At 61.6% G+C, this 13,344-nt stretch carries 14 protein-coding genes; 10 read left to right on the forward strand and 4 right to left on the reverse strand.

Annotated features, from left to right (window positions below):
* Positions 1–7: 7 nt before the first annotated feature.
* Complete coding sequence (locus tag QB898_RS06785) at positions 8–409, reverse strand: hypothetical protein (protein WP_279524329.1); 402 nt, start codon at positions 407–409, stop codon at positions 8–10.
* Positions 410–556: 147 nt separating this feature from the next.
* Between QB898_RS06785 and QB898_RS06790 the strand changes: the two genes are divergently transcribed.
* From QB898_RS06790 to QB898_RS06815, 6 genes are all read left to right on the forward strand, one after another.
* Positions 557–1,120, forward strand: a complete 564-nt coding sequence (locus QB898_RS06790; protein ID WP_199170958.1) for a cytochrome b — start codon at positions 557–559, stop codon at positions 1,118–1,120.
* A gap of 29 nt (positions 1,121–1,149) precedes the next feature.
* Positions 1,150–1,713, forward strand: coding sequence for a YceI family protein (locus tag QB898_RS06795; RefSeq protein ID WP_050715236.1), 564 nt, complete (start codon positions 1,150–1,152; stop codon positions 1,711–1,713).
* Between the two features lie 83 nt (positions 1,714–1,796).
* Complete coding sequence (locus QB898_RS06800; protein WP_279524330.1) at positions 1,797–2,369, forward strand: YceI family protein; 573 nt, start codon at positions 1,797–1,799, stop codon at positions 2,367–2,369.
* Positions 2,370–2,664: 295 nt separating this feature from the next.
* Complete coding sequence (locus tag QB898_RS06805) at positions 2,665–3,945, forward strand: phospholipase A (RefSeq protein ID WP_279524331.1); 1,281 nt, start codon at positions 2,665–2,667, stop codon at positions 3,943–3,945.
* A 694-nt stretch (positions 3,946–4,639) separates the two neighbouring features.
* Positions 4,640–5,269 carry a Spy/CpxP family protein refolding chaperone gene (locus tag QB898_RS06810; RefSeq protein WP_279524332.1) on the forward strand — a complete coding sequence of 210 codons (630 nt, stop codon included), beginning with the start codon at positions 4,640–4,642 and terminating at the stop codon, positions 5,267–5,269.
* 176 nt (positions 5,270–5,445) lie between these two features.
* Positions 5,446–5,667 (forward strand): DUF2788 domain-containing protein, encoded by a 222-nt coding sequence (locus QB898_RS06815; protein WP_050715231.1) that lies wholly within the window; start codon positions 5,446–5,448, stop codon positions 5,665–5,667.
* A gap of 643 nt (positions 5,668–6,310) precedes the next feature.
* Here QB898_RS06815 and minE read toward each other — a convergent pair.
* From minE to minC, 3 genes are read right to left on the reverse strand one after another with little or no spacing between them, the layout of a single operon-like run.
* Positions 6,311–6,595, reverse strand: coding sequence for a cell division topological specificity factor MinE (minE, locus tag QB898_RS06820; RefSeq protein WP_279524333.1), 285 nt, complete (start codon positions 6,593–6,595; stop codon positions 6,311–6,313).
* A 3-nt stretch (positions 6,596–6,598) separates the two neighbouring features.
* Positions 6,599–7,414: a septum site-determining protein MinD gene (gene minD, locus QB898_RS06825; RefSeq protein WP_279524334.1), complete on the reverse strand. Its 816-nt coding sequence runs from the start codon at positions 7,412–7,414 to the stop codon at positions 6,599–6,601.
* A gap of 55 nt (positions 7,415–7,469) precedes the next feature.
* Positions 7,470–8,222, reverse strand: a complete 753-nt coding sequence (gene minC, locus QB898_RS06830; protein ID WP_050715228.1) for a septum site-determining protein MinC — start codon at positions 8,220–8,222, stop codon at positions 7,470–7,472.
* 216 nt (positions 8,223–8,438) lie between these two features.
* On the opposite strand from minC, the gene QB898_RS06835 reads away from it, so the two are divergent.
* From QB898_RS06835 to QB898_RS06850, 4 genes are all read left to right on the forward strand, one after another.
* Entirely contained in the window at positions 8,439–8,849 is a 411-nt protein-coding gene (locus QB898_RS06835; protein ID WP_279524335.1) for a YbaN family protein, read from the forward strand.
* Positions 8,850–8,884: 35 nt separating this feature from the next.
* Positions 8,885–9,841 carry a glutathione synthase gene (gene gshB / locus QB898_RS06840; protein WP_279524336.1) on the forward strand — a complete coding sequence of 319 codons (957 nt, stop codon included), beginning with the start codon at positions 8,885–8,887 and terminating at the stop codon, positions 9,839–9,841.
* Positions 9,842–10,189: 348 nt separating this feature from the next.
* Complete coding sequence (locus QB898_RS06845; protein WP_279524337.1) at positions 10,190–11,269, forward strand: 3-deoxy-7-phosphoheptulonate synthase; 1,080 nt, start codon at positions 10,190–10,192, stop codon at positions 11,267–11,269.
* A 347-nt stretch (positions 11,270–11,616) separates the two neighbouring features.
* Positions 11,617–12,963 carry an anaerobic C4-dicarboxylate transporter family protein gene (locus QB898_RS06850; protein ID WP_050715224.1) on the forward strand — a complete coding sequence of 449 codons (1,347 nt, stop codon included), beginning with the start codon at positions 11,617–11,619 and terminating at the stop codon, positions 12,961–12,963.
* Positions 12,964–13,344 lie beyond the last annotated feature (381 nt).

Genomic DNA, 13,344 nt, shown 5'->3' on the forward strand with positions numbered 1-13,344 from the left:
AGACGGGTCATTGCCTTGGCGCTGCACTTTCAGCTCCGTTCAGCTTGCACAGACACATCAAAAAAAGAGCTAATTCAGGCATCCAGAAACGGCATTGAACGCACATTTCATCAGGACCTGATGCTATGGATAAAGGAGCTGAATATTTTGTCTCATTCAGCTCTGTTCCTCCGTCTGCTGGCAAGGCTGTGAGCAAAACAGGGATAAATGTCATCTTGTCCACAGGGCGATGTGCGGCAGCGTTTCTTATCCCCGCTATGCCGCAAAGCAGGCGGCTGTTCTCCCTACCTTCGCTAAGCATGCAATCCATTGAAAAACAAAGAAAAAGAGATGTTCTCCACAGAGAGATGGCAGGCTTACTACGACGACTAATTAAAAAAATCAAAAGACACCCAGAGACAAGGAACATCTTTTTCCGGACCGTGCCTGGGCCAGACGCGGGCGTTTTCCGGCTGAAAGAATGAAAATTTCGTGAACTTCCCGCTATCGGCAAAGACAAAGGCTGCCCGGCACAGGCCCGGGCCTTGAACAACCTTCAACGAAACAAACCACCACGATGTCTTCTGCTCACACCAAAACCCTGCCAGACCAGGCCCGTTACACCCGGACGGCCATTGCCCTGCATTGGCTATTGGCGCTGCTTCTCATCGGCCTGGCAGGCTCGGGGGTCTATATGGCAAACCTGCCGTTTTCACCAGCCAAGCTCAAGCTCATCAACTGGCATAAATGGGTGGGCATCTGTGTGCTGGCGCTTTCAGCTTTGCGCCTGCTGTGGCGGCTGACGCACCGCCCGCCCGCGCTGCCGCCTGCCGTGCTGGAGGCTATGCCTGGCTGGCAGCGCGTGGCGCACCACGGGGTTCACGCGCTGATGTATCTGCTCTTTTTCGCCGTGCCGCTCGCGGGCTGGGCTTACAGCTCGGCGGCGGGCTTTCCCATTGTGTTGTTTGGCGTGCTGCCGCTGCCTGATTGGCTGGGCGCTGACAAGGCGCTGGCGGCTGGCATCAAGCCGCTGCACGCGCTTTTGGCCATGGCCCTGATGGCGCTGGTGGCGCTGCATGTGGCAGGCGCGCTCAAGCACCAGCTGATAGACCGCGATGGCCTGTTGAGCCGCATGAAATAACGCTGAATTTGTCCGAAGGAGTCAGATATATGTTCAGAAAAACCGTGGCTGCCAGCGCGTTGGCGCTGGTCTTCGCAACTCCCGCCCTGGCCGCTCAGGCGTTGCTGCCCGCCCAAAGCGAAATGGCCTTTGTGAGCACGCAAATGGGTGTGCCGGTGCAAGGGCATTTCACCCGTTTCAGCGGTGATGTGGCGTTTGACCCGGCCCGCCCCGCCGCCGCCAGCATCACCTTGTTCATCGACATGGGCAGCGCCACACTGGGCGTGAAGGAAACCGATGCCGAGCTGGCCAAGGCTGACTGGTTTGACGTGGCAAAGTTTCCGCAGGCCACTTTCACTTCCAGCGCCGTAAAGGCGCTGGGCGGCGGCCGTTTTGAAGTGGCGGGGCAGCTCTCCATCAAAGGCAAGAGCCTGCCCGTGACAGTGCCGGTCACGCTTGTCCAGCAAGGCGCGGTGACGGTGGCCAGCGGCGAGATCACCATCAAGCGGCTGGCCTTTGGCATTGGTGGCGGCGAATGGGGCGACGCTTCTTTGGTGGCTGACGATGTGAAAGTCAGCTTCAGACTGGCGCTTTCGGGCGTGGACAAAATCTGATGGCCCTTGCTCAAAATACCCGCTCTGGCCGCCTTGGCAGCTTTCAATTGTTTTTTATCAACCCCTAGAAAAGGAGTTTTTCCATGCGCCATGCATTTACCGTCCTCGCCGCTTGCGCCGCTTTCGCAGCCGCCGCGCCAGCCCAGGCCGCCGATTACGTGATTGACGCCACGCACACCACGGTGTTTTTTGAAATCAGCCACTTCGGCGCTTCAATCAACCGCGCCCGCTTTGACAAGAAGGAGGGCACGGTGCAGTTCGATCCCGCCGCCAAGACGGGCAAGGTGAATATCAAGATTGACGCCGCCAGCATCAGCAGCGGCGTGCCGCCGTTTGACAAGCACCTCAAGAGCGCCGATTTGTTTGACGTGGAGAAATACCCGTCAATCACCTTTGCGGCCGACCAATTCACGTTTGACGGCGACAAGGTGAAGGAAGTGAAAGGCCAGCTCACGCTCAAGGGCAAGACGCACCCCGTCACGCTGGCGGCGCGGCAGTTCACCTGCTACCCGAACCAGATGGTCAAGCGCGAAGTGTGCGGCGGTGACTTCGAAACCACGATTGACCGCACCCTGTTTGATCTGGGCTACGGCCCCGAACAAATGGCGGGCAAGCAAGTGCACGTCGTTGTTTCTGTAGAGGCTGTGCGCCAGTAAGAGCCTGCTTCCAATTTGTCAGTGGGCGCGAACCGCAGGCGGGCTTTGCGATCCGGCGAGAATTTGCAAGACCCGCGAATGCCCGAGGCCGCGCTCAAGTCCGCACTTTCCGCGCCCACGGACATGAATTAAAGGCGCGAGGGACTGGGAAGACAGGTTGATTTTGCTATTGCATTGATAGCTGCCCGCGCTTATTTCATCAGGATTTGCGGGCAATTTGGCTCCCATAAAAACGCTTTCTCATCCGGCCCGGCCGCCCCAGCGGCTCCAGCCGCCCAACCGGCTTTGACGCACCATGCCCCGATTTCCCTTGTGGCCCCTGGCCTTGCCCCTGCTGGCCGCCGCCCAGACAGGCGCGGCCGCGACGCCAGCCGCCTCTGCCTCGCCATTGGCCGAAGACACGCAAGCCAAAATTCAGCAGGCCGCCGCCTGGCAAGCCTGCACCCTGCTGGCCGATGACGAACGCCTGGCCTGCTTTGATCAGTGGGCCGCCAGCCAGCAAAAGCTCATGCAAGCCATGAGTCAGCGCGTGGCGGGCGTGACCCAGACGAGCGAGGCGGATGCCGCGCTGCCCGCTGCCAGCGCCACGGCCTCCGTGTTGCGCGCCGATGTCACGCAGGCTCTGGCCAGCGCCCAGCCCGCTCCTACGGCCCGTGACGACGCGCCTGAAGGCGTTACTGCTTCCACCGGCATTGTTGGCGTGGGGCTGGAGCAGGGCTGCCGCGACCGGCAGTTTTCTGCGCTCTCGCGCTTCTGGGAACTCGAGTCGGGCAGCGCCTGCCCCACTTTCAGCCTGCGCGGCTATGGCCCCACGGGCCTTTTGGCAGCCGTGGGCAACCGCATGAACCAGCAGCCAGCCTCGCCCAATGCGGCCAATGTGGTTTCCACTCCCACCAGCTGGCGCAAGGAAGAGACGCTGCTGCTGGTGTCCGTGCGCACGAAGATTGCGGGCGGCCTTTTCACCCCGGCCCATTCGCCCCGGCGCGACTCGCTATGGTTTGGCTATACCCAGCAGTCTTACTGGCAACTGTTCAGCCCGGAGCATTCGCGTCCTTTCCGCTCTACCGATTACGCACCCGAAGCCATCTACATCTACCCCACCACAGCCAGCCTGCCCCTGGGCTGGCGCTGGCGTTACACCGGCGCAGGCCTGGTGCATCAGTCCAACGGCCAGTCAGACCCCCAGTCGCGCAGCTGGAACCGTGCCTACCTGATGGCTGGCTTTGAGCATCCACGAGGCTTGACCGTGCAGGCCAAGCTCTGGAGCCGCTTCAAGGAAAAGGCGCTCAACGACAACAACCCTGACATCACCCGCTACCTGGGCCACAGCGAAATTGCCGCAGCCTGGCAAGTCAATTCCCGCAACCTGTTGCGCGCCACCTTCACCGGCCCCGTTGGCACAGGCCGTGGCAGCACGCGCTTGGAATGGCTGCGCGCCTTGGGCAACGGCGCAGGCAACAGCTTTAGCGGCCTGCATCTGCACCTGCGCCTGTTCCACGGCTATGGCGACAGCCTGCTGGACTACAACTACAAGCGCACGGTTTTCAGCGTAGGGCTGAGCCTGCTGGAGTTCTAGGAACCCGTCCTCAAGGTCATTCCAGAAGTCTGACCGTGCGACGAATACAGGCAATCTTCGCGAATGCTTCAGCCGAGGCCACGCTGACCCCCGGCTCAACTTTTCGATAGCGCTTGGAAAGCCACTCAGGCCGCCGCTTCCGTGGTGCTGAAGCGCACTTCGCCCGTTAGCAGCTTGTACAAGGTGTGGAGGTGCATTTTTTTCAAGCTTTGCTCCCGCCTTGGCGGGGCTACGGGGCGATGAAGCATCTCTCTCTTGCTAGTGCGCCACCAGCTGACGACTCCAGCCGCGCTGCCGGGCCGGTGTTGCTTGCCCGTATGAATTGAAAAACAGGAGCGAATTAAAGGGGTATGAAATACCATTCTGCGCTTTGTGCACTAGGACATTCAGCTATGGTTTCAAGAGCAGATTAAGTCTTTGTCTTTCTTTCGTACCAGTGTGAGTGACTCTTTTATCCGCAGAGTCGGCCCAGGAATGCTCGGACCGGAGTTTGGGTTTTGCTTTGGAGCGCTCAGGCACCACATTGAAGCGCTGCTCATTCCCTGCGGCATGTCGCCCGGCCACGCGGCGGGCGGCCATCTTTACAAAACTTCAGCGCTCATGCGCACTGCCCGAAACATGCGCAACCCACACTTGCTCTCCATGCCGGACAACGGCGCCCTTCCCCTGTTGGAGCTTCTAAAAGGAAACCGCCATGTTTCATCACCGCAAACCTTTTTTGATGGCCGCTTTGATGGCCGTTGCAGCCGCTTCGGCGCAGGCGCAAATGCCCGCTTCCGGCGAAGCCTCCGCCCAGGCTGATGGCGCGGCCCGCCAGAAAACCGCCAGCCACGACGGCAAGGCTGGCCAGTGCCATGCCCGCATGGCCGAGCGCCACGCCAAGCGCATGGCCGCGCTGAAAGAGCGCCTGAAGATTTCTCCCGCACAAGAAGACGCGTGGAACCAATTCGCCAGCGCCATGCAGCCGCCCGCCCCGCCCGCCCAGCGCCCTGACCGCGCCGAGTTTGAGCGTCTTACGACGCCTGAACGGCTCGACCGCATGCAAGCCATGCAGGCCGAGCATCAGACTCGCATGGCCGCCCGCAACCAGGCCATCAAGAATTTCTACGCGCAACTCACGCCTGAACAGCAAAAAGCCTTTGACCAGCACGCCATGCATGGCCGCCCCGAGGGGCGCCCGCACGGCCGGCCGCATGGCAAATCACGCGATGAACGCGACGGCTGCCAAGGCGGCAAGGGCGGTCCAAAAGCCGGATTCAGGGGCGGCGGCGGCCCTTGCGCCATGCCGCCTGATGGCCCCAATGGCCGCCCGCCGCGCGGCTGACGCTGGCGGCCCCTGCCGGCCGCTTGCTTTCATGCTTTGACTCCTCTTGCTCCTCCTGCCGCCCGGTGGCTTGCCACGGGCGGTTTTTTTATGCGCTGCTTTCATACCCGGCGCAGGCCGGGCGTGGGGCTATGCCGTAAGCTCCGCAGCCTTTTTCATTCCTTGCCCGCCCATCCATGTTCGGTTTCAGTGAAGAGCAGATTGCCTGGTTCGGCCTCACCTTTGGCGTGGGCGCGTTCATTCTTTACATGCTGTTTGTCATTGGACAGCTGGCATGGGAATCCAAGGCGGGCAAGTTCGGCACTTTCGTGCTCTTTCTCGCGCTGGCGCTGGGCATGCTGGGCTTTATTGCCAAGGTGGTGATCCAGTGGATTCTGGAAAAGGGCGCGCCAGCTTGAGTGCCGCGCCCCCGGCGGCGCAGGCGTCTTGCAAAAAGCCTTTTCTTGAGGTTTCCAGGACCTGTTCAAGGTCTGGCCGTAGACGTAAAGAAAATTTACGGCAAACGATCGTCATGTATCCAAGTAAGTGACATGACCGATGAATAGTGTGAGATTGTGCAAAAGCACTTTCCGATAGGTAAGCGTGCGGGCAGATCCCGGATGCGCAGCGCCCGGGACACCCTTTTGGGTTCATTCAGCAAAGTGTTTGGTCAGCACATGTCACTGTGCGTCGGTCATACCGCTTGGGTATATGGGGATTTTGCTATTCACTTGGGGTTTGAGGACAGGCTCTTATGACAGGAAGCGTTTAAGTCGCAGCACCAGAAACTGGTGCGCAAGCGGCAAGGGCGCGCAGGGGCTTGACGTGGGTGTCTGCCGTGCAATCAAAGCTGTCGCAAGCACTGCCCCAGGCTTGCTCCAGCAGTTCAGCGCAGATGCAGGATGCGCCCCGCCACTGTAGCGGGGCGGCCAGTAAGCCATGCAAGGTGGCTCACGCGCAAACTGGCAGTTTGCGCGGGGAAAAGTCCCAGGGCATTCCGTCTCCGCGCCGGAAGGCGCTGAGGTCAGGCTGGCTGATGCCTCAGTCCGTTAGCGCAGCAGATCAGCTTGCGCTTGGCCCAGCCAAATTGCCGGGGCGGGTGTCGGGCAGATCAATCTTGACTTCAAGCACATCCAGATTGCCCTGGTGGTGAATCTGGATGTCGCTGTCGTTGATTTGCACGTATTTCTTGACGACGGCGATCAGCTCGGCGCGCAGCGCAGGCAGATAGTCAGGGGCATGGGCGCTGCGCTCGCCGCGTTCGTGAGCCAGGATGATTTGCAGCCGCTCTTTCGCCACCGAGGCGGTTTTTTTCTTCTCGCCAAAGAACAGATCGAGCAGGGACATGGCTTATTTGCCTCCGAACAGGCGCTTGAAGAAGCCAGGCTTTTCCGCTTCGGTAAAGCGCAGCGGGCGCTCTTCGCCCAGAAAGCGCTCTACCACGTCTTTGTAGGCTTCGGCCACATCCGTGCCTTCCAGATAAACGGCAGGCAGGCCTTGATTGGAGGCTTGCAGGATGGCCTCGCTTTCAGGGATGACGCCGATGAGCGGAATGCGCAGAATTTCCTGGATGTCGTCCAGGCTGAGCATCTGTCCGTCGGCTACGCGATTCGGGTTGTAGCGGGTGATGAGCAGGTGCTCCTTGACGGCCTCTTTGCCGTCGATGGCGCGCTGGGTTTTGCTGCCCAGCATGCCCAGAATGCGGTCGGAGTCGCGCACGCTGGAGACTTCGGGGTTGGTGACCACGATGGCTTCATCAGCGTAGTGCATGGCCATGAGCGCGCCGGTTTCTATGCCGGCGGGCGAGTCGCAAACCACGTAGTCAAAGCCCATTTCTGCCAGTTCGTCGAGCACTTTTTTCACGCCTTCCTGCGTGAGGGCCTCCTTGTCGCGCGTCTGGCTGGCGGCCAGCACATGCAGGTTTTCGCACTGCTTGTCTTTGATAAGCGCCTGCGTGAGCGTGGCATCGCCCTGGATGACGTTGACGAAGTCGTACACCACGCGCCGCTCGCAGCCCATGATGAGATCCAGGTTGCGCAGGCCCACGTCAAAGTCGATGACGGCGGTTTTGAAACCCTTCAAGGCCAGGCCCGACGAAAACGCGGCGCTGGTGGTGGTCTTGCCCACGCCGCCCTTGCCGGAAGTCACGACAACGATCTTGCTCATCTTCAGAGGTCTTTCTTTGCGGAAAACTGTTTTTGCTGGAAAAGGTGAATTTCGTTTACATGGCGACAGCCACGAGCTTGTGCCCGGCATCGCTGCTGCTGAGATGGATCTGCGCAGGGCGGCCCCGCACGCCTTGCGGCAGGCCCGCTTCGGCGGTCTGGTACACGCCCGCAATGGCCACCAGCTCCGGCTCCATGGCCATGGCAAAGATGCGCGCCTTGGCGTCGCCATGAGCGCCAGCGATGGCGCGGCCGCGCAAAGGGGCGTAGACGTGGATATGGCCGTCAGCAATGACTTCCGCGCCAGGATTGACCACAGCGTTCACGATCAGATCGCGCCCTCTGGCATACACCTGCACGCCCGCGCGCACGGGGCGATCCACCATCATGGCCGTGCTGGGAACGAAGGCCGCCTCGGCCGTTCTGGCTGGCGCAGGGCGCGGGGCGGGGCGCGCGGCTTGATGTGACACGCGCGCATCAGGCGCGCAGGCCAGCCCGGCTGCGCGGGCGGCTTCCATCATTGCGGGCGTGCCGCCGCATACGGCCACGGGAGCCATCTTGTACTGGCGCAGCAGCTTGAGCAGCTCGGCAAAATCCAGCTCCGCGCCGGGCTGGCTGGCAACCAGTGGCGAGAGGTCGATCAGCAGCGGGTCGTGATCAAAAAAATCGGGAGTGGAACCATAGTGGCGGCGCAAATCCGCCGCCAGCGCATCCAGCCCGGCTGACTTGAGCAGCAGCCCCACCAGCGGCAAGCTGGCGCTCTTGACTTCAAAGCTGGCAGGCGCTTTGGCAGGGGAGACGGAAGGCATGGATGAAGACTGCGCAGGGGAAAAAATCGCCGCATCTTACCAGTGGGGGTTATGTTTTTCGCTGCCTGCTTGAGTGACGGATGTAAGCATTGATACCGGTGATGCGGACACAGGCAATGCCGCCCAAATTCCGTTGCAAATTCTCGTTTCCTGTCAGCCAGCTGGGGTCTAGGGGTATGGATTACATTCGCCCGGTTTTCCCGCCCAGCCCACGCCATGCCCTCTGATTCGCAACACTTTTTCTCCTCCAGCGCCGGCCAGCGAACCTCGGTCACGGTTTTGTTGTGGCGCGCGTTGGCGCTGCTGGGCATCGTCCTGTCCATCATCGGCGTCATGCTGCCCGTCATGCCCACCGCGCCTTTCGTGCTGCTGGCCGCCTGGGCGGCAGGCAAGGGCTGGCCCCGGCTGGAGGCATGGATGCTCGCGCATCCGCTGTTTGGCGTTTACATCGTGCGCTGGCGCGCCCGCCGCGCCATCCCACGCTCCGCCAAGTGGTTCGCCGCCCTGGCCATGCTGTGCAGCAGCGTCATGCTCCAGTTCACCGGCCTGCCGCTGGCCGCACGCCTGGGCGTGCCCGCCGTGATGCTGGCCGTGGCGCTGTGGATCTGGCAACGGCCTGATCAGTAAAAAAGAGGTCCCCTGCCTCCAGAAAGACTCGTCCCATGCAATTGCTCTTCATCGCCGATCCGCTGCACACCTTCAAAACGTACAAAGACAGCACCTTCGCCATGATGCGCGAAGCCGCTGCGCGCGGCCACGGCATCGCCTTTTGCGAGCCGCGCCATCTGCAATGGCAGCGCGGCGCAAGCGTCACGGCCCGCGTGCAAACGCTGCGCCTGACGGGCGATGAAGCCGGCGTCTGGCACGACATCACGGGCGAAAGCGTGCAGCCGCTGACGGCGTTTGACGCCGTTTTGATGCGCAAGGACCCGCCTTTTGACGCCGAATACATCTACGCCACGCACTTGCTGGAGCAGGCCGAGCGCGAGGGCGCGTGCGTCATCAACCGCCCGCGCGCCTTGCGCGACCACCCCGAAAAGCTCGCCATCATGGAGTGGCCGCAATACATCGCGCCCACGCTCGTCACGCGATCGGCCGAAGCCATCCGCGCCTTTCACGCCGAACACGGCGACATCATCCTCAAACCGCTGGACGGCATGGGCGGCATGGGCATCTTCCGCGTGGCGGCTGACGGCCTGAACCTCGGCTCCATCATCGAAACCCTCAATCACGGCGGCGCCGTCACCGTCATGGCGCAAAAGTACCTGCCCGCCATCAAGGCCGGCGACAAGCGCGTGCTCATCATTGACGGCCAGCCCGTGCCCTGGTGCCTGGCCCGCATTCCGCAAGGCAGCGAAGTGCGCGGCAACCTGGCCGCCGGAGGCCGGGGCGAAGCGCAGCCGCTCAATGACACCGACCGCGCCACTGCCCAGGCCATCGGCCAGCGCCTGGCTCCGCGAGGTCTGCTGCTCATCGGGCTGGACATCATCGGCAGCAACGTCACCGAAATCAACGTCACCAGCCCCACCTGTTTTCAGGAAATTCACCAGCAAGCCGGCATCAACGTGGCCGCCATCTTCATGGATGCCGTTGAAAAAAAAGCCAGGCACAACAGCTGAGCCAAACCACAAACGCTCCTGAAAAGATAGCTATACGTCCTAGTGCAAAGAGCACAGAACGGCATTTTTGGCCCCCTGAATTTGCTCCTGTTTCTGATGTTTCTGGGCTACCGAGCTGATCTGGAAGCCTGCCTGCAACCCATCCAGGGGCGTTAAAAGCGCGGCCACAAGCAGGCTGAGGCGCCTTGCCGGGCAGCAAGGGAGGAGTAAGGCCCATCTGCGGTTTGCGTCTTGCGGCCCATCCTGGCTCCTTGGCTTTCGCCCCTCCCGGCCAGCTTGCAAACAGGCTCTGACAAATGCGGACGGCGTAATCTCGCGCCATCTCTTTGGCTTGACCGGAAAACGCATATGCCCTCCCACACCCAGGACGCCACCCGCACCAACGACATCCGCATGCGCGCCGTGCGCCCGCTGCTCACGCCCGCGCTGCTGCAAGAGTGGCTGCCCGCGCCGGACGCCGCGCTGGCCCTGGTCGAACAAAGCCGCGCCGGCATCGCCCGCGTGCTGCACGGCGAAGACGACCGGCTCATCGCCGTCGTCGGCCCCTGCTCCATACACGACCACGCGCAGGCGCTGGAATACGCGCAGCGGCTCAAGGCCGAAGCGGACGCGCTGGCAGGCGAGCTGCTCATGGTGATGCGCGTGTATTTCGAAAAACCCCGCACCACCGTGGGCTGGAAGGGCTACATCAACGACCCGCGCATGGACGGCAGCTACGCCATCAACGACGGCCTGCAAATGGCCCGCCGCCTGCTGCTGGACGTGCTGGCGCTGGGCCTGCCCGTGGGCACGGAGTTTCTTGATCTGCTCTCGCCGCAGTTCATTTCCGATCTCGTCAGCTGGGGAGCGATAGGCGCGCGCACCACCGAAAGCCAGAGCCACCGCCAGCTGGCCAGCGGCCTGTCATGCCCCGTGGGCTTCAAAAACGGCACCGACGGCGGCGTGAAAGTGGCCGCCGACGCCATCGTGGCCGCGCAAGCGCCCCACGCTTTCATCGGCATGACCCAGATGGGCCAGGCCGCCATTTTTGAAACGCGCGGCAACCCGGACTGCCACGTCATCTTGCGCGGCGGCAAAGCGCCCAACTACAGCGCCGCCGACGTGCAGGCTGCCTGCCAGCTTCTGGCCCAGGCCGGGCTGCGCGAGCAAGTGATGATTGACTGCTCCCACGCCAACAGCGCCAAGCAGCACCGCCGCCAAATCGACGTGGCCGCCGACGTGGCCGCGCAAATCGCCGCTGGCGAGCGCCGCATCACCGGCGTGATGATCGAAAGCCACCTGAACGAAGGCCGCCAGGACATCACGCCCGGCCAGCCCCTGCAACACGGCGTTTCCGTGACTGACGCCTGTTTGAGCTGGCAGCAGACTGCGCCCGTGCTGCGCCAGCTGGCCGAAGCCGTGAAGGCGCGGCGAAAGCGCGGCGCCTGATGGGCGGCTTCATCACGCCTCACGCGGCAGCCCATTTGCCGCGCCTTTTCGTGCGCCATTACTAATAGCAGAAACTGCATTATCTGGCCGGCCTGGCCCGTTTGCAGTTTGAAAACCGGCGCCAATTCTCTGACCTGCGTCATGAAACACGAGAATGGCGCCTGCCAGAACAACATAATCCATATTTTTTCATCGCCCGGCTGCCGCGCCAGGTTTAGAATCCGCCTTCATTATGGTCATTTGTGCGGTCACGGCGTCCGTGGAAAATGCGGGCCATTAATGCATTCCGTGTGTCGGTAATTAGCGCGCAGGTGTGCGCTGGCAGTCGTTGATAGTTTGGAGACGTCATGTCCACGCTGTTTATTGTTCAGTTTGTCATTGTTTTGTTGTGCATTCTGGTGGGTGCGCAGGCTGGCGGCATCGGCCTGGGCGTCTTCGGGGGGCTGGGCCTGGCCGTGCTGACCTTCGGCTTCCAGCTCCAGCCCACCAGCCCGCCCATCGACGTGATGCTGATGATCATGGCCGTGGTCTGCGCCGCCGCCGCCATGCAGGCCGCAGGCGGGCTGGACCTGATGATCCGGCTGGCCACGCGCATTTTGCGCAAGAACCCCAAACACATCACCTTCATTGCGCCAGCGGTCACGTACGTATTCACCATTTTTGCGGGCACAGGACACGTGGCCTACTCTGTCCTGCCCGTCATTGCCGAAGTGGCCCGCCGCAACGGCGTGCGGCCCGAGCGCCCTCTGTCCATGGCCGTCATCGCCTCGCAGTTTTCCATTGTGGCCAGCCCGATCGCAGCCGCCGTGGTATCTGCGCTGGTCATTCTGGAGCCTTACCACATCACCATGCTGGATGTGCTCATGGTCACCATACCCTCCACCATTCTCGGCATTGGCTTGGCTTGCATTTTCGTCAACAAAATGGGCAAGGAACTCAAGGACGACGAGCATTACCAGAAACGGCTAAGCGATCCGGATTATCTGGAGATGATTGAATCGCAGCAGGAACAAAATGCCTCGGAAACGGCCGCCGGCAACCGCAACGCCAAAATATCCGTGGGTATTTTCCTGATTGCCGCCGTGCTGGTGGTCATTATGGGTTCGGTGGAAAGCCTGCGCCCGTTTTTCCCTGACGCCAGCGGCAAGCTGAAACCGCTGGGCATGGCGCACACCATTGAAATTGTCATGCTCACGGCAGGCGCGCTCATCTTGCTGATTTGCAGGCCCGACGGCACGGCCATCACGCGCGGCTCGGTATTCCACGCCGGCATGCGCGCCGTGATTGCCATTTTCGGCATTGCCTGGCTGGGCGACACGCTGATGCACGCCCACATGGGCGAAGTCAAAGAGCTGGTTTCAGGGCTGGTGAAAAGCGCGCCGTGGACCTTCGCTTTCGCGCTTTTCATTCTTTCCGTGCTGGTCAATAGCCAGGGCGCCACAGTCGCCACGCTGTTTCCCGTGGGCGTGGGCCTGGGCGTGCCGCCGGAAATCATGGTGGGCACCTTTGTGGCCGTCAATGGCTACTTCTTCATTCCGAACTACGGCCCCATCATCGCGTCCATCGACTTCGACACCACGGGCACCACGCGCATAGGCCGCTACATCTTCAACCACAGCTTCATGCTGCCAGGGCTGCTCAGCCTGGCGTTTAGCCTGGCGTTCAGCCTGTTGCTGGCCAAAATGCTGCTGTAGCAGCGGCGCTTCCGTCTGCAAAGCACCGCCCCTTCTGGCGGTGCTTTTTTATGCCAGCCTGCGAGATGGAAGCGGCAAGGTCGCCTTCAGGCTTCGGCGGCAAATTTCCTCTGAACAGCTTCTCAGCCCTTGCTTCAAAACCCGCAAGTCAACGCGAATGGCGCATGCCTGATTCAAGGGAGCAGAAATGCCGTTCCGCGCAGTGTTCACTAGGACATTGCGCTATGAATAAAAGAGCTAAATCAGGGCAGGCAACACGCTCTGCCCACCTGGCAAAGCCACGGGCACATCCGACAAAAAGCGCCTGGCTCCGTCAGCCGCGCGGCCAGCCCCTTTCAGACGGCATGAACCGGGCAAGCCGCCCGCGCGCCAGCGTCTCCG

The organism is Ottowia cancrivicina (assembly GCF_029813755.1).
Classification (GTDB): domain Bacteria; phylum Pseudomonadota; class Gammaproteobacteria; order Burkholderiales; family Burkholderiaceae_C; genus Ottowia; species Ottowia massiliensis.

Excerpts from the sequence above, each read along its gene's own strand:
- QB898_RS06795 (WP_050715236.1), top strand. The coding sequence starts at position 1,150 with ATGTTCAGAAAAACCGTGGCTGCCAGCGCGTTGGCGCTGGTCTTCGCA.
- QB898_RS06790 (WP_199170958.1), top strand. The coding sequence starts at position 557 with ATGTCTTCTGCTCACACCAAAACCCTGCCAGACCAGGCCCGTTACACC.
- minC (WP_050715228.1), bottom strand. The coding sequence starts at position 8,222 with ATGCCTTCCGTCTCCCCTGCCAAAGCGCCTGCCAGCTTTGAAGTCAAG.
- gshB (WP_279524336.1), top strand. The coding sequence starts at position 8,885 with ATGCAATTGCTCTTCATCGCCGATCCGCTGCACACCTTCAAAACGTAC.
- QB898_RS06810 (WP_279524332.1), top strand. The coding sequence starts at position 4,640 with ATGTTTCATCACCGCAAACCTTTTTTGATGGCCGCTTTGATGGCCGTT.
- QB898_RS06845 (WP_279524337.1), top strand. The coding sequence starts at position 10,190 with ATGCCCTCCCACACCCAGGACGCCACCCGCACCAACGACATCCGCATG.
- QB898_RS06800 (WP_279524330.1), top strand. The coding sequence starts at position 1,797 with ATGCGCCATGCATTTACCGTCCTCGCCGCTTGCGCCGCTTTCGCAGCC.
- minD (WP_279524334.1), bottom strand. The coding sequence starts at position 7,414 with ATGAGCAAGATCGTTGTCGTGACTTCCGGCAAGGGCGGCGTGGGCAAG.
- QB898_RS06850 (WP_050715224.1), top strand. The coding sequence starts at position 11,617 with ATGTCCACGCTGTTTATTGTTCAGTTTGTCATTGTTTTGTTGTGCATT.
- minE (WP_279524333.1), bottom strand. The coding sequence starts at position 6,595 with ATGTCCCTGCTCGATCTGTTCTTTGGCGAGAAGAAAAAAACCGCCTCG.
- QB898_RS06785 (WP_279524329.1), bottom strand. The coding sequence starts at position 409 with ATGTTCCTTGTCTCTGGGTGTCTTTTGATTTTTTTAATTAGTCGTCGT.
- QB898_RS06815 (WP_050715231.1), top strand. The coding sequence starts at position 5,446 with ATGTTCGGTTTCAGTGAAGAGCAGATTGCCTGGTTCGGCCTCACCTTT.
- QB898_RS06805 (WP_279524331.1), top strand. The coding sequence starts at position 2,665 with ATGCCCCGATTTCCCTTGTGGCCCCTGGCCTTGCCCCTGCTGGCCGCC.
- QB898_RS06835 (WP_279524335.1), top strand. The coding sequence starts at position 8,439 with ATGCCCTCTGATTCGCAACACTTTTTCTCCTCCAGCGCCGGCCAGCGA.